This window comes from Streptomyces sp. NPDC008092, assembly GCF_042957285.1.
GTDB lineage: Bacteria > Actinomycetota > Actinomycetes > Streptomycetales > Streptomycetaceae > Streptomyces.
Map to the genome: position 1 here is coordinate 191485 of NZ_JBIBHY010000003.1, position 21401 is coordinate 212885.

General features: G+C 69.4%; 20 protein-coding genes. 16 read left to right on the forward strand and 4 right to left on the reverse strand.

From position 1 onward, the window contains the following. The first annotated feature begins 23 nt into the window (after nucleotides 1–23). Nucleotides 24–719 (forward strand): demethylmenaquinone methyltransferase, encoded by a 696-nt coding sequence (locus ACFZB3_RS10050; RefSeq protein ID WP_391372604.1) that lies wholly within the window; start codon nucleotides 24–26, stop codon nucleotides 717–719. Nucleotides 720–734: 15 nt separating this feature from the next. Here the strand turns inward: ACFZB3_RS10050 and ACFZB3_RS10055 are convergent, their stop codons facing one another. Next, a complete protein-coding gene (locus ACFZB3_RS10055; protein ID WP_391372607.1) occupies nucleotides 735–1046 on the reverse strand; it encodes a PASTA domain-containing protein in 312 nt (103 codons plus the stop codon). Between the two features lie 110 nt (nucleotides 1047–1156). Beyond that, nucleotides 1157–1693, reverse strand: coding sequence for a GNAT family N-acetyltransferase (locus ACFZB3_RS10060; protein WP_391372610.1), 537 nt, complete (start codon nucleotides 1691–1693; stop codon nucleotides 1157–1159). 98 nt (nucleotides 1694–1791) lie between these two features. Here ACFZB3_RS10060 and ACFZB3_RS10065 point away from each other — a divergent pair, with 98 nt between their 5' ends. Next, nucleotides 1792–3075, forward strand: coding sequence for a geranylgeranyl reductase family protein (locus ACFZB3_RS10065; RefSeq protein WP_391372612.1), 1284 nt, complete (start codon nucleotides 1792–1794; stop codon nucleotides 3073–3075). A gap of 6 nt (nucleotides 3076–3081) precedes the next feature. Here the strand turns inward: ACFZB3_RS10065 and def are convergent, their stop codons facing one another. Both def and ACFZB3_RS10075 read right to left on the reverse strand, forming a co-directional pair. Next, nucleotides 3082–3708, reverse strand: coding sequence for a peptide deformylase (gene def, locus ACFZB3_RS10070; RefSeq protein WP_391372614.1), 627 nt, complete (start codon nucleotides 3706–3708; stop codon nucleotides 3082–3084). A 289-nt stretch (nucleotides 3709–3997) separates the two neighbouring features. Then, nucleotides 3998–4804: an NlpC/P60 family protein gene (locus ACFZB3_RS10075; protein ID WP_391372617.1), complete on the reverse strand. Its 807-nt coding sequence runs from the start codon at nucleotides 4802–4804 to the stop codon at nucleotides 3998–4000. A gap of 746 nt (nucleotides 4805–5550) precedes the next feature. Between ACFZB3_RS10075 and ACFZB3_RS10080 the strand changes: the two genes are divergently transcribed. From ACFZB3_RS10080 to nuoN, 14 genes are read left to right on the forward strand one after another with little or no spacing between them, the layout of a single operon-like run. Next, nucleotides 5551–5910 (forward strand): NADH-quinone oxidoreductase subunit A, encoded by a 360-nt coding sequence (locus tag ACFZB3_RS10080; protein WP_007383963.1) that lies wholly within the window; start codon nucleotides 5551–5553, stop codon nucleotides 5908–5910. Nucleotides 5911–5923: 13 nt separating this feature from the next. Further along, nucleotides 5924–6478, forward strand: coding sequence for an NADH-quinone oxidoreductase subunit B family protein (locus tag ACFZB3_RS10085; protein WP_053654534.1), 555 nt, complete (start codon nucleotides 5924–5926; stop codon nucleotides 6476–6478). Continuing rightward, on the forward strand, nucleotides 6475–7218 hold the full coding sequence (locus ACFZB3_RS10090; protein ID WP_384032881.1) for an NADH-quinone oxidoreductase subunit C: 744 nt from the start codon (nucleotides 6475–6477) through the stop codon (nucleotides 7216–7218). Before ACFZB3_RS10085 ends, ACFZB3_RS10090 begins: the two co-directional genes overlap by 4 nt. Continuing rightward, nucleotides 7215–8537, forward strand: coding sequence for an NADH-quinone oxidoreductase subunit D (locus ACFZB3_RS10095; RefSeq protein WP_383705541.1), 1323 nt, complete (start codon nucleotides 7215–7217; stop codon nucleotides 8535–8537). The genes ACFZB3_RS10090 and ACFZB3_RS10095 overlap by 4 nt, the downstream gene beginning before the upstream one ends. Continuing rightward, nucleotides 8534–9298, forward strand: a complete 765-nt coding sequence (gene nuoE, locus ACFZB3_RS10100) for an NADH-quinone oxidoreductase subunit NuoE (RefSeq protein WP_391372621.1) — start codon at nucleotides 8534–8536, stop codon at nucleotides 9296–9298. Before ACFZB3_RS10095 ends, nuoE begins: the two co-directional genes overlap by 4 nt. Beyond that, on the forward strand, nucleotides 9298–10644 hold the full coding sequence (gene nuoF, locus ACFZB3_RS10105; protein WP_391372624.1) for an NADH-quinone oxidoreductase subunit NuoF: 1347 nt from the start codon (nucleotides 9298–9300) through the stop codon (nucleotides 10642–10644). The genes nuoE and nuoF overlap by 1 nt, the downstream gene beginning before the upstream one ends. Next, nucleotides 10641–13145, forward strand: coding sequence for an NADH-quinone oxidoreductase subunit G (locus ACFZB3_RS10110; protein ID WP_391372627.1), 2505 nt, complete (start codon nucleotides 10641–10643; stop codon nucleotides 13143–13145). The genes nuoF and ACFZB3_RS10110 overlap by 4 nt, the downstream gene beginning before the upstream one ends. Continuing rightward, entirely contained in the window at nucleotides 13142–14506 is a 1365-nt protein-coding gene (nuoH, locus tag ACFZB3_RS10115; protein WP_391372630.1) for an NADH-quinone oxidoreductase subunit NuoH, read from the forward strand. The genes ACFZB3_RS10110 and nuoH overlap by 4 nt, the downstream gene beginning before the upstream one ends. Next, nucleotides 14499–15107, forward strand: a complete 609-nt coding sequence (gene nuoI, locus ACFZB3_RS10120) for an NADH-quinone oxidoreductase subunit NuoI (protein ID WP_391372633.1) — start codon at nucleotides 14499–14501, stop codon at nucleotides 15105–15107. Before nuoH ends, nuoI begins: the two co-directional genes overlap by 8 nt. After that, the gene (locus ACFZB3_RS10125; RefSeq protein WP_391372636.1) at nucleotides 15104–15946 is read left to right on the forward strand and encodes an NADH-quinone oxidoreductase subunit J; all 843 of its coding nucleotides are present in this window, start codon (nucleotides 15104–15106) and stop codon (nucleotides 15944–15946) included. The genes nuoI and ACFZB3_RS10125 overlap by 4 nt, the downstream gene beginning before the upstream one ends. Next, nucleotides 15943–16242 carry an NADH-quinone oxidoreductase subunit NuoK gene (gene nuoK / locus ACFZB3_RS10130; RefSeq protein ID WP_046726439.1) on the forward strand — a complete coding sequence of 100 codons (300 nt, stop codon included), beginning with the start codon at nucleotides 15943–15945 and terminating at the stop codon, nucleotides 16240–16242. Before ACFZB3_RS10125 ends, nuoK begins: the two co-directional genes overlap by 4 nt. Nucleotides 16243–16256: 14 nt before the next feature. After that, a complete protein-coding gene (nuoL, locus tag ACFZB3_RS10135) occupies nucleotides 16257–18152 on the forward strand; it encodes an NADH-quinone oxidoreductase subunit L (protein ID WP_391372639.1) in 1896 nt (631 codons plus the stop codon). 5 nt (nucleotides 18153–18157) lie between these two features. Then, nucleotides 18158–19729 carry an NADH-quinone oxidoreductase subunit M gene (locus ACFZB3_RS10140; RefSeq protein WP_391372641.1) on the forward strand — a complete coding sequence of 524 codons (1572 nt, stop codon included), beginning with the start codon at nucleotides 18158–18160 and terminating at the stop codon, nucleotides 19727–19729. Beyond that, complete coding sequence (gene nuoN, locus ACFZB3_RS10145) at nucleotides 19726–21375, forward strand: NADH-quinone oxidoreductase subunit NuoN (protein ID WP_391372644.1); 1650 nt, start codon at nucleotides 19726–19728, stop codon at nucleotides 21373–21375. The genes ACFZB3_RS10140 and nuoN overlap by 4 nt, the downstream gene beginning before the upstream one ends. The last annotated feature ends 26 nt before the right edge of the window (nucleotides 21376–21401 follow it).

A 21401-nucleotide genomic window follows, 5' to 3' on the forward strand; every position in this document is an offset into this window, starting at 1 on the left:
GGCGTGCTGCAAGAATGGCGAGCGTGACCCGCGCTTCCCTGAACAAGCAGCCGCACGAAGTCGCCTCGATGTTCGACGACGTGGCGGAACGGTACGACCTGACCAACGACGTCCTGTCGCTGGGCCAGGACCGGCAGTGGCGGAAGGAGGTCGCCAAGGCGGTCGACGCGCGCCCCGCGCAGAAGATCCTGGACCTGGCGGCCGGCACGGGCACCTCCTCCCAGCCGTTCGTCAGGGCCGGCGCCTACGTCGTGCCCTGCGACTTCTCCCTGGGCATGCTCCAGGTCGGCAAGCGCCGCAACGCCTGGATGCCCTTCACCGCAGGGGACGCCACCCGGCTGCCGTTCGGGGACGACACCTTCGACGCCGTGACGATCTCCTTCGGGCTGCGCAACGTCCAGGACACCGACGCGGCCCTGCGCGAGATGTACCGGGTGACACGGCCCGGCGGCCGGGTCGTGATCTGCGAGTTCTCGCACCCGACCTGGGCGCCCTTCCGGACCGTCTACACCGAGTACCTGATGCGGGCCCTGCCGCCGGTCGCCCGCGCGGTCTCCTCCAACCCGGACGCCTACGTCTACCTCGCCGAGTCCATCCGCGCCTGGCCCGACCAGCCCGCGCTGGCCGGCCGGCTGCGTGCGGCGGGCTGGTCGAAGGTGGCCTGGCGCAACCTCACCGGCGGGATCGTCGCCCTGCACCGGGGCTTCAAGGAGGTCTGAGCCCCGGCGGCGGACTCACAGGCTGCTCACCTCGAAGGTGTTGTCCCCGGGCTGGTCCAGTTCCCGTTGCAGCCCGCCCGTGGGCGGCCGTGGGATGCGTGGCTCGCGCACGCCCCCGCCGCCCTCCCCCTCGCCGAAGTCGAACCACACGTACACCATCGAGTCCCGCGGCACCTCGGCACCGGGCTGCGGGAACTGGCGTACGACGTAGTCGACGACCGTGAGGTGGAAGTCCGGCCGGTCCGGCGCGTTGAGGAACAGGCCCCGCGACCGGGCGGTCTCGCGCGCGTCCACGGCCATCAGTCCGACCAGCCGCGGCACGCGCACTTCGGGTGTTTTGGGTGTTATATGCACAGATGTCACCCCCAGCGGTACTGGAAGGGTAACCCGTGGCACATGGCGCCCGGAAGCTCCAGGTGTCTTTCTGTAATAGATCGTCACTCTCTGTAGTCGTGATCGCCGTCGCCCCGCAGGTCGAGCCGGAAGCAGAGCGCCTCCTCCGGGAGCCGCGGGTGCGGGAAGGTCTCGGCCAGTTCCATCCCGAGGCGCCGGGTGACCGCGACCGACCGCTCGTTCCCCGGCCGCACCATCGCGATCACCTCCGGTACGCCGGCCGCCCGCAGCCGCTCCAGCGTCATCAGCGCCGCCGCGGTCGCGTACCCCTGGCCCCAGTACTCCCGCCCGAGCCGCCAGCCGATCTCGATCTCCCCCCTGGGGCCCCACTCCTGCGGCCACGGCTGGGCGCCGGTGAATCCGATGACCTGGCCGGCCTCGTCGGTCATCGTCCACAGGCAGAAGCCGAGCTCCGCGTCGTGCCGGCGCTGGCGGGCGGTGAGCTCCTCGTAGACGGACAGCTCGGCGGACCTGCCGCCGTGGAACTCCATGACCTCCGGGTCGTCGAAGACCCGGTGCCAGGCGAACGCGTCCTCGTGCGTGGGTACACGCAGCCGTACCGCGGGGAGAGCTCGGTTCACAGGGACAGCCCTTCAGCAGGGTGATCAGTACCGCTGAATAGACTGCCCATGTCCAGTGCCGGTCGGCACGCGATTTCGAGCCTTGGGGAGACCCCGCCGTGACCGAGCCCCTCTCCGAAAACACCGCCGATGTCATCGTCGTCGGCGCGGGGCCAGCCGGCTCCACGACGGCCTACCACCTCGCCAAGTCCGGCCTCGACGTCCTCCTGTTGGAGAAGACCGAGTTCCCGCGCGAGAAGGTGTGCGGCGACGGACTCACCCCGCGCGCCGTGAAACAGCTGGTCGCCATGGGCATCGACATCTCCGAGGAGGCCGGCTGGCTGCGCAACAAGGGACTGCGCATCATCGGCGGCGGCACCCGCCTCCAGCTCGACTGGCCGGATCTCGCCTCCTTCCCCGACTACGGCCTGGTCCGCAAACGCGACGACTTCGACGAACAGCTCGCCCGGCAGGCGCAGAAGGCGGGCGCCCGCCTCTTCGAGCGCTGCAACGTCGGCGCCCCGATCGTCGACGACCGCACCGGCCGGATCACCGGCGTGCACGCCAAGCTCGGCGAGGAGAAGCGCGAAGTCACCTTCCATGCCCCGCTCGTCGTCGCCGCCGACGGCAACTCCACCCGCCTCTCCCTCGCGATGGGCCTGCACCGCCGCGAGGACCGCCCGATGGGCGTGGCCGTCCGGACCTACTTCACCTCCCCCCGTCACGAGGACGACTACCTGGAGTCCTGGCTGGAACTCTGGGACCGCCGCGGCCCCCAGGACCGCCTGCTGCCCGGCTACGGCTGGATCTTCGGCATGGGCGACGGCACCTCCAACGTGGGTCTCGGCGTCCTGAACACCTCCGACTCCTTCAAGGAACTGGACTGGCGCGAGGTCCTCAAGGCCTGGTGCGCCTCCATGCCCGAGGACTGGGGCTACACCCCCGAGAACATGACCGGCCCGATCCGCGGCGCCGCCCTCCCCATGGCCTTCAACCGCCAGCCCCACTACACGCGCGGCCTGCTCCTCGTCGGCGACGCCGGCGGCCTGGTGAACCCCTTCAACGGCGAGGGCATCGCCTACGCCATGGAGTCCGGCCAGATCGCCGCCGACGTCATCGTCCAGGCCCACGCGCGGGCCACCCCCAGCGGGCGCGAGCTGGCCCTGCAGCGCTACCCGCGCGTCCTCAAGGACACCTACGGCGGCTACTACACGCTGGGCCGCGCCTTCGTGAAGCTCATCGGCAACCCGAAGGTCATGCAGATCGCCGCCCAGCGCGGCCTGACCCATCCGCTGCTGATGAAGTTCACCCTGAAGCTCCTGGCGAACCTCACCGACCCGACCGGCGGTGACGCGATGGACCGCATCATCAACGGCCTGAGCAAGGTGGCCCCGAAGGCCTGACCGTTCCTAGGCGCCGATCGCCTCGATGTTGGCGGCCCGGCGGGCGTAGACGTCCTCCCGCCGGTCCGCCACCTGCCGCAGCGCTTCCTTCCGCTCCCGCTTGGAGAGCCGGTCGAGATACACGCGCCCGTTCACATGGTCGGTCTCGTGTGCCAGGCAGCGGGCGAAATACCCTGTTCCTTCGAGGGTGAGCGGATTGCCGTCCTTGTCCTGACCGTGCGCGACCGCCCGGTCCGGCCGCAGCACGTCCATCGTGGCACCCGGCACCGACAGGCATCCCTCGCTGTCGTCGAGCAGCCGTCGCCCGGCCGGGTCGGCCGCCTCCAGTACGGGGTTGACGATGTGCCCGACATGTCGGACACCCTCGTCGTCGGGGCAGTCGTACACGAACAGCCGCAGATCGACCCCGACCTGGTTCGCCGCGAGGCCGGCTCCGTCGGCGATGTACATGGTGAGGAACATGTCGTCGATGAGCGCGGCGAGGTCGGGGCCGAACTCGGTGACGTCCCGGCACGGCTTGTGCAGGACGCCCTCGCCGGTCTCGGTGATCCGGCGCACCGAACCGCGCCGGGCCTCGGGGGCGTGCCGGGGGTAGTGGTCCATGGGGCTTCCCTGGACGAAGACGCGTGGCATCGCGGTGTCTCCTTCTCGGATCTCGGGGCCGCCGCTGTCTGCGAGCGGCCTGCACCGAGCATCCCAGGAGTCACCGGATCGCGGGCGGGCCTGTGGAAAACCCTCCCGAGGGCCTCCGGCCTGTGGACAACCGGGCGGGAAGGCGGCCAGGCGGGAAGGCGGCCGGTGTAGGGGCGATCCGGGCCGGGGCGGGCACGCCGGAAGGGCCGCTGCCCCCGAGCGGCTGCGGCCCTACCGTGCTTGTGCGATGCCTGAGTTGTCCTTGTTGCCCGGGTTGTTGCCCAGGCGGTCAGAGCACCCGCACCGCGCCGGTCGGCGGGTCGTACGACAGCGGGTGCTCACCGACGCCGCTGGAGGGGTTCTGTGCGCCGACGAACATGCCGTCGCCGACGTACACCGCCACGTGGTACGCGCTGCCGGCGCTGCCCCAGTAGAGGATGTCGCCGGGCTGGAGGTTGCTCAGCGAGACCTGGGTGCCCTGCGTCGACTGGTCCTGGGAGACGCGCGGCAGGCTGACGCCGACCGACTTGAAGGCGGCCTGGACGAGACCCGAGCAGTCCCACGAGTTGGGGCCCGTGCCGCCGGAGACGTAGGCGTCACCGATCTGGGCCTTCACGAAGGCGACCACAGCGGCGGCCGAACCGGTCGCCGTGGAGGTGCTCGTGGAGCTGCTGGAGCTCGTGGTGGCGCTCAGGGTGGTCCGCTCGGCGCTGCGCGAGGCGGCGCGCTCTGCGGCGGCCTTGCGGGCCTCCTCGGCCTTCTTCTTCTTGGCCGCGGCCTTCTGCTTCGCCTCGGCAAGGTCCGCCTTTGCCTGCTTCGCGGCATTTGCGGCGGCCTCGTTGCGCTCGGCCTGGAGGGTGTAGTTCGCCGCGGCCTGCTGCGTGGCGTCGGCGGACTGGGCCACCTGGGTGGCCAGATCGGCCGTCAGGGTGGGCAGTTCGAGCGTCTGCGTCACGGGTTCGGCGGCGCTCGCCGAGGCCGCGCCCGCCGCTGCCATGCCGAGGACGCCACTGGCAACTCCGGCACGCACGGCGATGTTTGTCGTCGCGCTGCGGCGGGGCTTCCGGTGGCTGCGTATGTGAGCGGTGTGGGACATGGGAACAACTGGTACCAGGGGCTCCTTCATATCTTCAAGAAACGTGTGCTGCGCCACAGTTGCTCAATCAAGACGGCGAATCCCTCGAATGTCTTTCTTTATTGACGCCGTAACGGACATTGCGGACGCTCGCGATCAAGCCTGTGATCACGCTCTTTCGCTGTTACGTCCGAATTGCCCGCGACGTACCACCGGTTCGGATGGTTGGCCAAGCCCCGTTCTCAGACGCCTCTCATGGATGTGGCGGAGGTCACGGAACGGTTACCGGTGGGGGTGCGTCTCGCGCGTCCCGGGTTCGTGAACGCGTGCACGCGTCCACACCGTGGCCCGCACCTCCCTCTGATGTGTGAATGCGGTCCTCTATCAAGGCACCCCGTCCATCGCGAATTTGCATGCAACGGAACCCTCTTGATATAGAGACGCCCGCCCGGCACCCCCTCCCGTCTGCAAGGACGGTCGAAATTGTCACTTCTGGTGATCAGCTGAACGCTTCGTGTGTGAAGATCACTACTCATCCGACTTCATGATCGATCGTCAGGTGGTGGAGATCACAAAGCTTGTGCAATACCCCGTGTCGCAGATCACAGAGCGGCGGGCATAAGATGCGAGGCAGTTGGGCTTGTGACCTGCTTCACATGTTCGCGATCTTCGCCCGGGACGCGCGGGGTTCGCGGGACGGATGAGGCAGGTGGGGAGCCCGATCCGAACCGCCACCAGTCAGTGCCGACTGAGAGGAGCGAGGAGCGGTGAACGCCTATGCGCCCATCCTCGTACTGGGAGCCCTCGGGGCAGGCTTTGCGATCTTCTCCGTGGTCATGGCCACGCTGATCGGTCCGAAGCGGTACAACCGCGCCAAGCTCGAAGCCTACGAGTGCGGTATCGAGCCGACCCCCACGCCGGCCGGCGGCGGGCGTTTCCCGATCAAGTACTACCTGACGGCGATGCTCTTCATCGTCTTCGACATCGAGATCGTCTTCCTCTACCCCTGGGCCGTCACCTTCGACGCCCTGGGTGTTTTCGGGCTCGTGGAGATGCTGCTCTTCGTGCTCACCGTCTTCGTCGCCTACGCGTACGTGTGGCGGCGCGGCGGCCTGGAATGGGACTGAGGGGTCTTTGGACATGGGACTCGAAGAAAAGCTGCCGAGCGGATTCCTGCTGACGACCGTCGAGCAGGCCGCGGGCTGGGTGCGCAAGGCGTCCGTCTTCCCCGCCACCTTCGGCCTCGCCTGCTGCGCCATCGAGATGATGACCACCGGCGCCGGCCGCTACGACCTGGCCCGCTTCGGCATGGAGGTCTTCCGCGGCTCACCCCGCCAGGCCGACCTCATGATCGTCGCCGGCCGGGTCAGCCAGAAGATGGCGCCGGTGCTCAGGCAGGTCTACGACCAGATGCCCAACCCCAAGTGGGTGATCTCCATGGGCGTCTGTGCGTCCTCGGGCGGCATGTTCAACAACTACGCGATCGTCCAGGGCGTCGACCACATCGTCCCCGTCGACATCTACCTGCCCGGCTGCCCGCCGCGCCCCGAGATGCTGATGGACGCGATCCTCAAGCTCCACCAGAAGATCCAGACCTCCAAGCTCGGCGTCAACGCGAAGGAAGCGGCCCGGGAGGCGGAGGAGGCGGCGCTGAAGGCCCTGCCCACGATCGAGATGAAGGGGCTGCTGCGGTGAGCGACGCGAACGGCCACAACGGGGTCAATCCCGAGAAGGACCTGGCCGCCGACAACCTCCCGGGCCAGCGCGGCCAGGGCGGTGAGGAGATCCGCGTCCAGCGCGGCATGTTCGGCGCGAACAACGGCGGCGACACCTCCGGCTACGGCGGCCTGGTCCGCTCGGTCCGGCTCCCGGGACCGGCGACCCGCCCCTACGGCGGCTGGTTCGACGAGGTCGCCGACGAGCTGGAGGGCGCGCTGGAGGAGCAGGGCCTGCTCCCGGACAACGCCATCGAGAAGACGGTCGTCGACCGCGGCGAGCTCACCTTCCACATCGAACGCGAGCACCTGCCGCGCGTCGCCCGCACCCTGCGCGACGACCCCGCCCTGCGCTTCGAGCTGTGCACCGGCGTCAGCGGCGTCCACTACCTGCACGACAAGGGCCGCGAGCTGCACGCCGTCTACCACCTGCGCTCGATCACCCACAACCGGCTGATCCGCCTGGAGGTCAGCGCCCCGGACGCCGACCCGCACATCCCGTCCCTGGTCCCGGTCTATCCGACCAACGACTGGCACGAGCGCGAGACCTACGACTTCTTCGGGATCGTCTTCGACGGTCACCCGGCCCTGACGCGGATCATGATGCCGGACGACTGGCAGGGCCATCCGCAGCGCAAGGACTACCCCCTCGGCGGCATCCCCGTCGAGTACAAGGGCGCCCAGATCCCGGCTCCGGACCAGCGGAGGTCGTACTCATGAGCACGCAGCACGCAACTCCGCGGGAGACCACCGAGGGCACCGTATATACGGTCACCGGCGGCGACTGGGACGAGATCGTCCAGTCCGCGGCCCGCGCCGACGACGAACGCATCGTCGTCAACATGGGTCCCCAGCATCCGTCCACCCATGGGGTGCTCCGCCTCATCCTGGAGATCGACGGCGAGACGGTCACCGAGGCCCGCTGCGGCATCGGCTACCTCCACACGGGCATCGAGAAGAACCTCGAGTTCCGCACGTGGACGCAGGGCACCACGTTCGTGACGCGCATGGACTACCTGACGTCCTTCTTCAACGAGACCGCCTACTGCCTCGCCGTCGAGAAGCTCCTCGGCATCGAGGACCAGATCACCGAGCGCGCCGAGATCGTCCGGGTGCTCCTGATGGAGCTCAACCGGCTCTCCTCCCACCTGGTGTGCATCGCCACCGGCGGCATGGAACTCGGCGCCACCACGATCATGATCTACGGCTTCCGTGATCGTGAAATGATTCTCGATCTCTACGAGCTGATCACCGGCCTGCGGATGAACCACGCGTACATCCGCCCCGGCGGCCTCGCCCAGGACCTGCCGCCCGGCGCGGTCGACCAGATCCGCGAGTTCGTGAAGAAGATGCGCAAGAACCTCCCGGAGTACGACAAGCTCGCCACCGGGAACCCCATCTTCAAGGCCCGCATGCAGGACATCGGCTACCTCGACCTGGCCGGCTGCATGGCCCTCGGCGCCACCGGCCCGATCCTGCGCTCCGCAGGCCTGCCGCACGACCTGCGCAAGGCCCAGCCGTACTGCGGCTACGAGACGTACGACTTCGAGATCCCGACCGCCGACACCTGCGACGCCTACGGCCGCTTCCTGGTCCGCCTGGAGGAGATGCGCCAGTCGCTCGGGATCGTCGAGCAGTGCCTGGACCGGCTCCAGCCCGGACCGGTCATGGTCGCCGACAAGAAGATCGCCTGGCCCGCCCAGCTCGCCCTCGGGCCGGACGGACTCGGCAACTCCCTCGACCACATCAAGAAGATCATGGGCACCTCCATGGAGGCCCTGATCCACCACTTCAAGCTGGTCACCGAGGGCTTCCGGGTCCCGCCCGGCCAGGCCTACGCGGCCGTCGAGTCACCCAAGGGCGAACTCGGCGTGCACGCCGTGTCCGACGGCGGCACCCGCCCCTACCGGGTCCACTTCCGCGACCCGTCCTTCACCAACCTGCAGGCCATGGCGGCGATGTGCGAGGGCGGCCAGGTCGCCGACGTCATCGTCGCCGTGGCGTCCATCGACCCCGTGATGGGAGGCGTCGACCGGTGACCACCTCTTCCTCGGAGCGCGGTATCAGCCTGGGCATGCCCGAGCTGCCCGCGCCCGCCTACCCGGACGACGTCCGGGCCCGCCTGGAGGCGGACGCGCGCGAGATCATCGCCCGCTACCCCGACTCCCGGTCCGCCCTGCTGCCGCTGCTGCACCTCGTACAGGCGGAGGAGGGCCACGTCACGCGCACCGGGATGCAGTTCTGCGCGGACGTCCTGGAGCTGACCACCGCCGAGGTCACCGCCGTCGCCACCTTCTACACCATGTACCGGCGCAAGCCGTCCGGCGACTACCAGGTCGGCGTCTGCACCAACACCCTGTGCGCGGTCATGGGCGGTGACGCGATCTTCGAGACCCTGCAGGAGCACCTCGGTGTCGGCAACGGCGGGACCACCGGCGACGGCAAGGTCACCCTGGAGCACATCGAGTGCAACGCGGCCTGCGACTTCGCCCCGGTCGTGATGGTCAACTGGGAGTTCTTCGACAACCAGACCCCGGCCAGCGCCAAGCGCCTGGTCGACGACCTGCGCGCGGGCCGCGACGTCGAGCCCACCCGCGGCGCCCGGCTCTGCACCTTCAAGGAGACCGCGCGGATCCTGGCCGGCTTCCCGGACGAGCGGCACGGTGCCGTCGAGGAGAGCGGCAGCGCAGGCCCCGCCTCACTGGTGGGCCTGCGCCTGGCCAAGGGCGAGACCGCGCGCGTGGTCCATCCGCGCGCCCAGGGAACCCAGGAAGCGCCGTCCGCAGAGGAGGGGGAGTGATGACGGTGGCACCCGACCTGAAGGACACCAGTCCCGAGAAGCTGCTGGCACCCGTGCTGTCGGCCTTCTGGGACGAGGACCGGTCCTGGAGCCTGGACGTCTACCGCAGGCACGACGGGTACGAGGGGCTCCGCAAGGCGCTCGCCATGTCGCCGGACGACCTGATCGCCTACGTCAAGGAGTCCGGACTGCGCGGCCGCGGCGGCGCGGGATTCCCCACCGGGATGAAGTGGCAGTTCATTCCGCAGGGAGACGGCAAACCGCACTATCTAGTTGTCAATGCCGACGAATCGGAACCCGGGACCTGCAAGGACATCCCGCTCCTCTTCGCCAACCCGCACAGCCTCATCGAGGGCATCGTGATCGCGTGCTACGCCATCCGGTCGTCGCATGCCTTCATCTACCTGCGGGGTGAGGTCGTCCCCGTCCTGCGGCGGCTGCACGAGGCCGTGCGCGAGGCCTACGCGGCCGGCTACCTCGGCGAGAACATCCTCGGCAGCGGACTCGACCTCACCCTCACCGTGCACGCCGGCGCCGGCGCGTACATCTGCGGCGAGGAGACCGCGCTGCTCGACTCGCTCGAAGGCCGCCGCGGTCAACCGCGGCTGCGTCCCCCCTTCCCTGCCGTCGAAGGGCTCTACGCCTGCCCGACTGTTGTGAACAACGTTGAGTCCATCGCCTCGGTTCCCGCCATCCTCCACAAGGGCAAGGAATGGTTCAGGTCGATGGGGAGCGAGAAGTCGCCCGGCTTCACGCTGTACTCCCTCAGCGGCCATGTGGCGAGCCCCGGCCAGTACGAGGCACCGCTCGGCATCACCCTGCGCCAGCTCCTCGACATGAGCGGCGGGATGCGCCCCGGCCACCGCCTGAAGTTCTGGACGCCCGGCGGCTCCTCGACCCCCATGTTCACCGACGAGCACCTCGACGTCCCTCTGGACTACGAAGGAGTGGGGGCCGCGGGTTCCATGCTCGGCACGAAAGCACTCCAGTGCTTCGACGAGACCACCTGCGTCGTCCGTGCCGTCACCCGCTGGACCGAGTTCTACGCCCACGAGTCCTGCGGCAAGTGCACCCCCTGCCGCGAAGGCACCTACTGGCTGGTGCAGTTGCTGCGCGACATCGAGGACGGCAAGGGCGTGATGTCCGACCTCGACAAGCTCAACGACATCGCCGACAACATCAACGGCAAGTCGTTCTGCGCCCTCGGCGACGGCGCGGCGTCCCCCATCTTCTCCTCGCTGAAGTACTTCCGCGAGGAGTACGAACAGCACATCACGGGCCGGGGCTGCCCCTTCGACCCGGCCAAGTCGACGGCCTGGGCGGACCGCCCGGAGGTGAACGCATGACCGTGACCACGAGTTCCCCCTCCTCGGGGGGAACGGCGGCGGTCCCGCCGCAGGACCTCGTCACGCTGACGATCGACGGCATCGAGATCAGCGTGCCCAAGGGCACCCTGGTCATCCGCGCCGCCGAACAGCTCGGCGTCGAGATCCCGCGCTTCTGCGACCACCCCCTGCTCGACCCGGTCGGCGCCTGCCGCCAGTGCATCGTCGAGGTCGAGGGCCAGCGCAAGCCCATGGCCTCCTGCACGATCACCTGTACGGACGGGATGGTGGTGAAGACTCACCTCACCTCGCCCGTGGCCGAGAAGGCCCAGCACGGGGTGATGGAGCTGCTGCTCATCAACCACCCGCTGGACTGCCCGGTCTGCGACAAGGGCGGCGAGTGCCCGCTGCAGAACCAGGCGATGTCGCACGGCAACGCCGAGTCCCGCTTCGAGGGCCGCAAGCGCACCTACGAGAAGCCGGTCCCGATCTCCACCCAGGTGCTCCTGGACCGCGAGCGGTGCGTGCTGTGCGCGCGCTGCACCCGGTTCTCCGACCAGGTCGCCGGCGACCCGATGATCGAACTCCTGGAGCGCGGCGCGCTGCAGCAGGTCGGCACCGGCGAGGGCGACCCGTTCGAGTCGTACTTCTCCGGGAACACCATCCAGATCTGCCCGGTGGGCGCGCTGACCTCGGCGGCGTATCGCTTCCGCTCCCGGCCCTTCGACCTGATCTCCTCGCCGTCCGTGTGCGAGCACTGCTCGGGCGGCTGCGCCACCCGTACCGACCACCGGCGCGGCAAGGTCATGCGGCGGCTCGCCGCCAATGACCCCGAGGTCAACGAGGAGTGGATCTGCGACAAGGGGCGCTTCGCGTTCCGGTACACCCAGCAGAAGGACCGGCTGGAGACCCCGCTGGTCCGCAACGCCCAGGGCGTCCTCGAACCCGCCTCCTGGCCGGAGGCCCTGGACGCGGCCGCGCAGGGACTCGCCGCCGCCCGCTCCCGGGCCGGCGTCCTCACCGGCGGCCGGCTCACCGTCGAGGACGCCTACGCGTACAGCAAGTTCGCGCGCGTGGCCCTCGACACCAACGACATCGACTTCCGCGCGCGCGTGCACACCAGCGAGGAAGCCGACTTCCTGGCCGCACGGGTGGCGGGACGCGGCCGCGACCTGGACGGTACGGGCGTCACGTACACCTCCGTGGAGAAGGCGCCCGCCGTCCTCCTGGTCGGGTTCGAGTCGGAGGAGGAGGCGCCCGGCGTCTTCCTGCGGCTGCGCAAGGCCTGGCGCAAGCACAAGCAGCAGGTGTTCTCCCTCGCCACGTACGCCACGCGCGGTCTGGAGAAGGCGGGCGGCACGCTGCTGCCGGCCGCTCCCGGCACCGAGACCGAGTGGCTGGACGCCCTGGCGAGCGGCGTCGGCCTGGAGGAGTCCGGTGCCCGGGCCGCCGAGGCGCTGCGCTCCGACGGCGCGGTGATCGTCGTAGGGGAGCGGCTGGCATCGGTCGCCGGCGGACTCACCGCCGCCGTACGGGCCGCCACCGCCACCGGCGCCCAGCTGGTGTGGATCCCGCGCCGGGCCGGTGAGCGCGGCGCGGTCGAGGCGGGCGCGCTGCCGTCGCTGCTGCCGGGCGGCCGCCCGGCCACCGACCCGCGCGCGCGTGAGGAGGTCGCCGCCGCCTGGGGCGTCGCCGAACTCCCGCTCCGCTACGGCCGTGACACCGGCCAGATCGTCGAGGCCGCCGCCCGCGGCGAACTCTCCGCCCTGCTGGTCGCCGGCGTCGAGGTCGCCGACCTGCCCGACCCCACGCGCGCGCGTGCGGCACTCGAAGCCGTCGGCTTCCTGGTCTCGCTGGAGCTGCGGCCCAGCGAGGTCACCGAGCACGCCGACGTCGTCCTGCCGGTCGCCGCGGTCGCCGAGAAGGCCGGCACCTTCCTCAACTGGGAAGGCAGGGCGCGTCTCTTCGAGGCCGCGCTCAAGCCCGAGCAGATGACCCGGCCGCTGCCGCCCACCGACGCGCGCGTGCTGCAGATGCTCGCCGACGCCATGGACGTCCACCTGGGCCTGCCCGACCTGCGCACCACGCGGGCGGAACTGGACCGGCTCGGCGCCTGGGACGGGGCGAAGGCCTCCGACCCGCTGGAGACGGCCGTATCGCTGCCCAGGCCCGCCGCCGGGGAGGCCGTGCTCGCCGGGCACCGGCTCCTCCTCGACCAGGGCGTCCTCCAGGACGGCGACGACGCACTGGCCGGCACCCGGCACGCCGCCCACGCGCGCGTGTCCGCGGCGACCGCCGCCGAGGCGGGCGTCGAGAACGGCGGCCTCATCGCCGTCACCGCGGGCAACGGCACCGTCGAACTCCCGCTCCGGATCACCGAGATGCCCGACCGCGTGGTCTGGCTCCCGCTGAACTCGGCCGGCGGCGGCGTCGCCTCCGACACCGGGGCGCTGCCCGGCTCCCTCGTCCGCATCGGCCCGGCGGCCACCGCCGGCGAGGCCCCCAAGGAGGTGGAGGCATGAGCCCGTACTTCGCCGCTGAAGACCTCTCCATGTTCGGCCGCGACCCGTGGTGGCTGGTCGTCATCAAGGCGGTCTTCTGCTTCGCCTTCCTGATGGTGACCGTGCTGATCTCCATCGTCATGGAGCGCAAGGTCGTCGCCTGGATGCAGCTGCGCATCGGCCCCAACCGGCACGGCCCCTGGGGCATGCTCCAGTCGCTCGCCGACGGCATCAAGCTGATGCTCAAGGAAGACGTCGTCGTCAAACGCGCCGACAAGGTCGTCTACATCCTCGCGCCGATCGTCGCGGCCATCCCGGCGTTCATGGCCATCGCGGTCATCCCGTTCGGCCCGGCCGACAACGAGATCTCCATCTTCGGCCACCGCACCACGATGCAGCTCACCGACCTGCCGATCGCGATGCTCTACATCCTCGCGGTCGCCTCCGTCGGCATCTACGGCATCGTCCTCGCCGGCTGGAGCTCCGGCTCCACCTACCCGCTCCTCGGCGGCCTGCGTTCCTGCGCCCAGATGATCTCCTACGAGATCGCCATGGGCGCCGCGTTCGCCTCCGTGTTCCTGTACTCCGGGTCGATGTCGACGTCCACGATCGTCGACCAGCAGCAGGGCCGCTGGTACATCCTGCTGCTGCCGGTCTCGTTCATCATCTACGTCGTCACGATGATCGGCGAGACCAACCGGGCCCCCTTCGACATGCCCGAGTCCGAGGGCGACCTGGTCGGCGGCTTCAACACCGAGTACTCGTCGATCAAGTTCGCGATGTTCATGCTCGCCGAGTACGTCAACATGGTGACCGTCTCGGCCGTGTCGACCACCCTGTTCCTCGGCGGCTGGCGGGCCCCCTGGCCGATCAGCACCGTCTGGGCGGGCGCCAACCACGGCTGGTGGCCGATGCTCTGGTTCGTCGCCAAGGTCGTCCTGCTGCTGTTCGGCTTCGTCTGGGTGCGCGGCACGCTCCCGCGGGTGCGCTACGACCAGCTGATGAAGCTCGGCTGGAAGGTCCTCATCCCGGTCTCCGTCGTCTGGCTGATGCTCGTCGCGACCGTCCGGACCCTGCGCAACCAGAACTACGACTTCGCCGACATCGCCCTCTACGTCGGCGGCGGGGTCCTCGCCCTGCTGCTCCTGTCCTTCGTCGTCGACATCTTCCGCGACAAGGGCAAGGAGGCCGCGCAGCCGACCGCCGAACCGGTCGCGTTCGACCCGATGGCGGGCGGCTTCCCCGTACCGCCGCTGCCCGGACAGGAACTGCCGCCGGTGCCCCGCCGCACTCCCCGCCGGGAGCGGGAGCTGATTGTCAGTGGCGGGACGGACACTGTCAGTGACGGACCTACGGATGGAAAGGAGGCGTCCGATGGCTGAGGAGCCCAAGGAGACCAAGCCCGGTTTCCAGAACCCCGTGGCCGGCTTCGGCGTGACCTTCAAGGCCATGTTCAAGAAGCGGCTGACCGAGCAGTACCCGGAGCAGGCGAAGACCACGGCCCCGCGGTTCCACGGACGGCACCAGCTCAACCGCCATCCGGACGGCCTGGAGAAGTGCGTCGGCTGCGAACTGTGCGCCTGGGCCTGCCCCGCCGACGCCATCTACGTGGAGGGCGCCGACAACACCGACGAGGAGCGCTACTCGCCGGGCGAGCGCTACGGCCGCGTCTACCAGATCAACTACGCCCGCTGCATCCTGTGCGGTCTGTGCATCGAGGCGTGCCCCACGCGCGCGCTGACGATGACCAACGAGTTCGAACTGGCCGACAGCAGCCGCGCCAACCTCATCTACACCAAGGAGCAGCTGCTCGCCGGTCTCGAAGAGGGCATGGTCGACACCCCGCACGCGATCTTCCCGGGGACCGACGAACAGGACTACTACCGGGGCCTGGTGACCGAGGCCGCCCCGGGGACCGTGCAGCAGGTCGCCGTCTCCAAGGGTGAGAAGCCCGAGGAGCAGGAGCGGGAGGTGGACGCATGAGCCCGCAGCTCGCCGCCTACACCACCTCCACCGGCGAGGCCTTCCAGTTCTGGGTCCTCGGCACCGTCGCGGTGATCGGCGCCCTGTCCACCGTCTTCATGAAGAAGGCCGTGCACAGCGCGCTGTCGCTCGCCGGCACCATGATCGTCCTGGCGGTGTTCTACCTCGCCAACGGCGCCTACTTCCTCGGAATCGTGCAGATCGTCGTCTACACCGGCGCGATCATGATGCTGTTCCTCTTCGTGGTGATGCTGGTCGGCGTGACCGCCGCCGACTCGCTGAAGGAGACCATCAAGGGCCAGCGCTGGCTGGCCCTTCTCTGCGGGGTCGGCTTCGGCGTCCTGCTCTTCGCGGGCATCGCCAACGCCTCCCTGAAGAACTTCGAGGGCACCGGCCAGGCCAACGCCAACGGCAACGTGGAGGGCCTCGCCGCCCTCATCTTCACCAAGTACGTCTTCGCCTTCGAAATCACCGGCGCCCTGCTCATCACCGCCGCCATCGGCGCCATGGTGCTCACCCACCGGGAGCGCACCGAGCGCGCGAAGACCCAGCGCGAGCAGTCCGAGCAGCGCGTCCGCGACGGCAAGCACCTGCCGCCGCTGCCCGCCCCCGGCGTCTACGCCCGGCACAACGCCGTGGACATCGCCGGCCTGCTCCCCGACGGCACCCCGTCCGAGCTCACCGTCAGCAAGACGCTCCGCGACCGCGGCCAGGTCCGTGACGTCTCCGCGGAGGCATTGGGCGACCTGCGGGCCCTGGAACAGCGCTCCGAGGAACGGCTGGAGCGGACCCCGGTCGAGCCCGCGCACCTGGGGCGCAGCGAGGAGGCGTCGAAGTGAACCCCGTCTACTACCTCTACCTCGCCGCCCTGTTGTTCACGATCGGCGCCACCGGTGTGCTGATCAGACGGAACGCGATCGTCGTCTTCATGTGCATCGAGCTCATGCTGAACGCCTGCAACCTCGCGTTCGTCGTCTTCTCCCGGATGCACGGCAATCTCGACGGCCAGATCATCGCCTTCTTCACGATGGTCGTCGCCGCCGCGGAGGTCGTGGTCGGGCTCGCGATCATCGTGTCGCTGTTCCGTACCCGCCACTCGGCCTCGGTCGACGACGCCAGCCTGATGAAGCTGTAGGGGGTCGCTGAATCGTGGAGAACCTGATTGCGCTGCTGATCGCGGCGCCCCTGCTCGGAGCGGCCGTCCTGCTCGTCGGCGGCCGGCGCCTGGACGCCGTAGGACACTGGATCGGCACGATCCTCTCGACGACGTCCTTCGTGTTCGGCGTCATCCTCTTCGCCGACCTGCTCGGCAGGAACCCCGAACACCGCACCCTGATGCAGCACCTGTTCACCTGGGTCCCGGTGGCCGGGTTCCAGGCGGACGTCACCTTCCGCCTCGACCAGCTGTCGATGACGTTCGTCCTGCTGATCACCGGCGTCGGCTCGCTCATCCACCTGTACTCGGTCGGGTACATGGAGCACGACGAGCGCCGCCGCCGCTTCTTCGGCTACCTCAACCTGTTCCTCGCGGCGATGCTGCTGCTCGTCCTCGCCGACAACTACCTGCTGCTGTACGTCGGCTGGGAGGGCGTCGGCCTCGCCTCGTACCTGCTGATCGGCTTCTGGCAGCACAAGCCCAGCGCGGCGACGGCGGCCAAGAAGGCCTTCATCGTCAACCGCGTCGGCGACATGGGCCTGTCGATCGCGATCATGCTGATGTTCACGACGTTCGGCACGTTCGCCTTCGGCCCGGTCCTCAGCCACGCCACCGACGCCTCCGAGGGCAGGCTCACCGCGATCGGCCTGATGCTGCTGCTCGCCGCCTGCGGCAAGTCCGCCCAGGTGCCGCTGCAGTCCTGGCTCGGGGACGCCATGGAGGGCCCGACCCCGGTCTCGGCCCTCATCCACGCGGCGACCATGGTGACCGCGGGCGTGTACCTGATCGTCCGCTCCGGCGCGATCTTCAACGCGGCCCCGGACGCCCAGCTCGTCGTCACCGTCGTCGGCGCCGTCACCCTCCTCTTCGGTGCGATCGTCGGTTGCGCGAAGGACGACATCAAGAAGGCCCTCGCCGGTTCGACCATGTCGCAGATCGGCTACATGGTGCTCGCCGCCGGCCTCGGCCCGATCGGCTACGTCTTCGCGATCATGCACCTGGTGACGCACGGCTTCTTCAAGGCCGGACTGTTCCTCGGCGCCGGTTCCGTCATGCACGGCATGAACGACGAGGTCGACATGCGCAAGTACGGCGGCCTGCGTAAGTACATGCCGGTCACCTTCATCACCTTCGGCCTCGGCTACCTCGCCATCATCGGCTTCCCGGGCCTGTCCGGCTTCTTCTCCAAGGACAAGATCATCGAGGCGGCGTTCGCCAAGGGCGGCACCGAGGGCTGGATCCTCGGCACCTGCGCACTGGTCGGCGCGGCCATCACCGCCTTCTACATGACGCGCGTGATGCTGATGACGTTCTTCGGCGAGAAGCGCTGGCAGCCCGACGAGCACGGCCACGAGCCGCACCCGCACGAGTCCCCGAAGGTCATGACGATCCCGATGATCGTCCTGGCGGTCGGCTCGGTCTTCGCCGGCGGATTCTTCAGCATCGGCGACCGCTTCCTGCACTGGCTGGAGCCGATCACCGGCCACAGCGAGGGCGACTCCCCGATCAGCGCGGGCGTCGTCACCGGCGCCACCATGGTCTGCCTCATCATCGGCGTCGGCATCGCCTACCTCCAGTACGGCCGCCGCCCCGTCCCCGCCGTCGCCCCGCGCGGCTCGCTGCTCACCCGCGCGGCCCGCCGCGACCTCCTCCAGGACGACTTCAACCACGTCGTCCTGGTCCGCGGCGGCGAACACCTCACCCGCTCCCTTGTATATGTCGACCACACCCTGGTCGACGGCGTCGTCAACGGCACGGCGGCGGGCTTCGGCGGGCTCTCCGGCCGGCTGCGCAAGCTGCAGAACGGCTACGCGCGCTCGTACGCGGTCTCGATGTTCGGCGGCGCTGCCCTCCTGGTCGCCGCGACCCTGCTGATGAGGGCGGTCTGATACCGATGTCCTTTCCTCTGCTGACAGCGACGGCGGTCCTCCCGGCCGTCGGCGCGGTCGCCACGGCAGCCGTACCGGCCGCCCGGCGCACCGCCGCCAAATGGCTCGCGCTGCTGGTCTCGCTCGCCACGCTCGTCCTGGCGATCGTCGTCATGGTCCGCTTCGATCCCGGCGGCGCCCGCTACCAGCTCACCGAGTCCCACGCCTGGATCGCGGACTTCGGGGTCCGCTACGAACTGGGCGTCGACGGCATCGCGGTCGTCCTGATCGCCCTGACCGCCCTGCTGATGCCCTTCATCATCCTGGCCGGCTGGAACGACGCGGACCCGCTGGAGACCGGCAGCAAGCGGTGGCGGCCCACCCAGGGCTTCTTCGCCCTGATCCTGGCCGTCGAGGCGATGGTGGTCATCTCCTTCGAGGCCACCGACGTCTTCCTCTTCTACATCTTCTTCGAAGCCATGCTCATCCCGATGTACTTCCTCATCGGTGGCTTCGGGGACCGCGCCCACGCGCAGGGCGAGGAAGCGGCGTCCACGCAACGGTCGTACGCCGCCGTGAAGTTCCTCCTCTACAACCTGGTCGGCGGCCTGATCATGCTGGCCGCGGTGATCGGCCTGTACACGGTCGCCGGGAACTTCTCGCTCGCCGAGATCGCGCAGGCCCGCGCCAACGGCACGCTGCACATGGCGACCAGCACCGAACGCTGGCTGTTCCTCGGCTTCTTCTTCGCCTTCGCGGTGAAGGCGCCGCTGTGGCCGCTGCACACCTGGCTGCCCAACGCCATGCAGGAGTCCACCGCCCCCGTCGCCGTCCTCATCACCGCGGTCGTCGACAAGGTGGGCACGTTCGCGATGCTCCGCTTCTGCCTCCAGCTCTTCCCGGAGGCGTCGAAGTGGGCGACGCCCACCATCCTGGTCCTCGCCCTGATCAGCATCATCTACGGCGCCCTGCTCGCCGTCGGACAGCGCGACATCAAGCGGCTGGTCGCCTACGCGTCCATCTCCCACTTCGGGTTCATCATCATGGGCATCTTCGCGATGACCAGCCAGGGCCAGTCCGGCGCCACCCTCTACATGGTCAACCACGGCATCTCCACCGCCGCGCTGATGCTGGTCGCCGGCTTCCTGATCTCCCGGCGCGGCTCCCGGCTCATCGCCGACTACGGCGGCGTGCAGAAGGTCGCCCCGGTGCTCGCCGGCACCTTCCTGATCGGCGGCCTGGCCACCCTGTCGCTGCCCGGACTCGCGCCCTTCGTGAGCGAGTTCCTGGTCCTGGTCGGCACGTTCACGCGCTACCCGGCCATCGGGATCATCGCCACCTTCGGCATCGTCCTCGCCGCGCTCTACACCCTCGTCCTCTACCAGCGGACGATGACGGGCCCGGTGAAACCGGCGGTCTCCGCGATGCCCGACCTGAAGGCGCGCGAACTCCTCGTGGTGGCCCCGCTGATCGTCCTACTGATCTTCCTGGGCGTCTATCCGAAGCCCGTCACGGACATCGTCAACCCGGCGGTCAAGCAGACCATGTCGGACGTACACAAGACCGACCCGAAGCCCGCAGTGGAGGCGGCCAAGTGAGCGCAGCAGCCGTCCACAGCCTGTGGACAACCGCAGCCGAGCCGATCTCGAAGATCCCGGCGCCGAAGATCGAGTACGGGCAGCTGTCGCCCACCCTGATCGTCGTCGGCGCGGCGATCGTCGGGGTGCTGGTCGAGGCGTTCGTCCCGCGCAAGTCCCGTTACTACGCCCAGGTGTTCGTCTCCGCGGTGGCCCTGTGCGCGGCCTTCGCGGCGGTCGTCGCCCTGGCCGCCGACGGTTACGGCACCACCAAGGCGCACATCGCCGCCATGGGCGCCATCGCCGTCGACGGACCCTCCCTGTTCCTCCAGGGCACGATCCTGCTCGCCGGCCTCGTCGGCCTGTTCACCTTCGCCGAACGCCGCCTGGACCCCGAGGTGCACGGCAACCGCGTCGACTCCTTCGCCGCGCAGGCCGCCGCGGTCCCCGGCAGCGACACCGAGAAGGCGGCCGTCAAGGCCGGCTTCACCACCACCGAGGTCTTCCCGCTCCTGCTCTTCGCCGTCGCCGGCATGCTGGTGTTCCCCTCGGCCAACGACCTGCTGACGCTCTTCGTGGCCCTGGAGGTCTTCTCCCTCCCGCTCTACCTGCTGTGCGCCCTGGCCCGCCGCAAGCGCCTCATGTCGCAGGAAGCCGCCGTCAAGTACTTCCTGCTCGGCGCCTTCGCCTCCGCGTTCACCCTGTTCGGCATCGCCCTGCTCTACGGCTACGCCGGCTCGGTGTCGTACGCCACCATCGCCCAGGTCGTCGACGGCACCGTCACCAGCGTCGACCCGGCCCTCGCCGACACCATGGGCAACGACGCGCTGCTCCTGATCGGCGCCGCGATGGTCGTCATGGGTCTGCTCTTCAAGGTCGGCGCCGTCCCCTTCCACATGTGGACGCCGGACGTCTACCAGGGCGCGCCCACCCCGGTGACCGGCTTCATGGCGGCCGCCACCAAGGTCGCCGCGTTCGGCGCGCTGCTGCGTCTGCTGTACGTGGTCCTGCCGGGCATGCGCTGGGACTGGCGGCCGGTCATGTGGGGCGTCGCGATCATCACCATGCTGGGCGGCGCGATCGTCGCGATCACCCAGACCGACATCAAGCGGCTCCTCGCCTACTCGTCGATCGCGCACGCCGGATTCATCCTCGCCGGTGTCATCGCGACGTCGAAGGACGGCGTGTCGTCGGTCCTCTTCTACCTGGCGGCCTACTCCTTCGTGACCATCGGCGCCTTCGCCGTGGTCACCCTGGTGCGGGACGCGGGCGGCGAGGCCACCCACCTGTCCAAGTGGGCCGGGCTCGGCCGCCGCTCGCCACTCGTGGCGGCCGTCTTCGCCGTCTTCCTGCTGGCCTTCGCGGGCATCCCGCTGACCTCAGGCTTCGCCGGAAAGTTCGCCGTGTTCAAGGCGGCGGCCGAGGGCGGGGCGGTCCCGCTGGTCGTGATCGGTGTGATCTCGTCCGCGATCGCCGCGTTCTTCTACATCCGCGTGATCGTGCTGATGTTCTTCAGCGAGCCGAGGCCCGAGGGGCCCACGGTCGCCGTGCCGTCACCGCTCACCATGGCGGCGATCGGCCTCGGCGTCGCGGTCACCCTGGTGCTCGGTGTCGCACCGCAGTACTTCCTGAACCTGGCGAGCCAGGCCGGAGTATTCGTGCGCTGAAGCGTCCCGCACACCCCGGGCCCCGG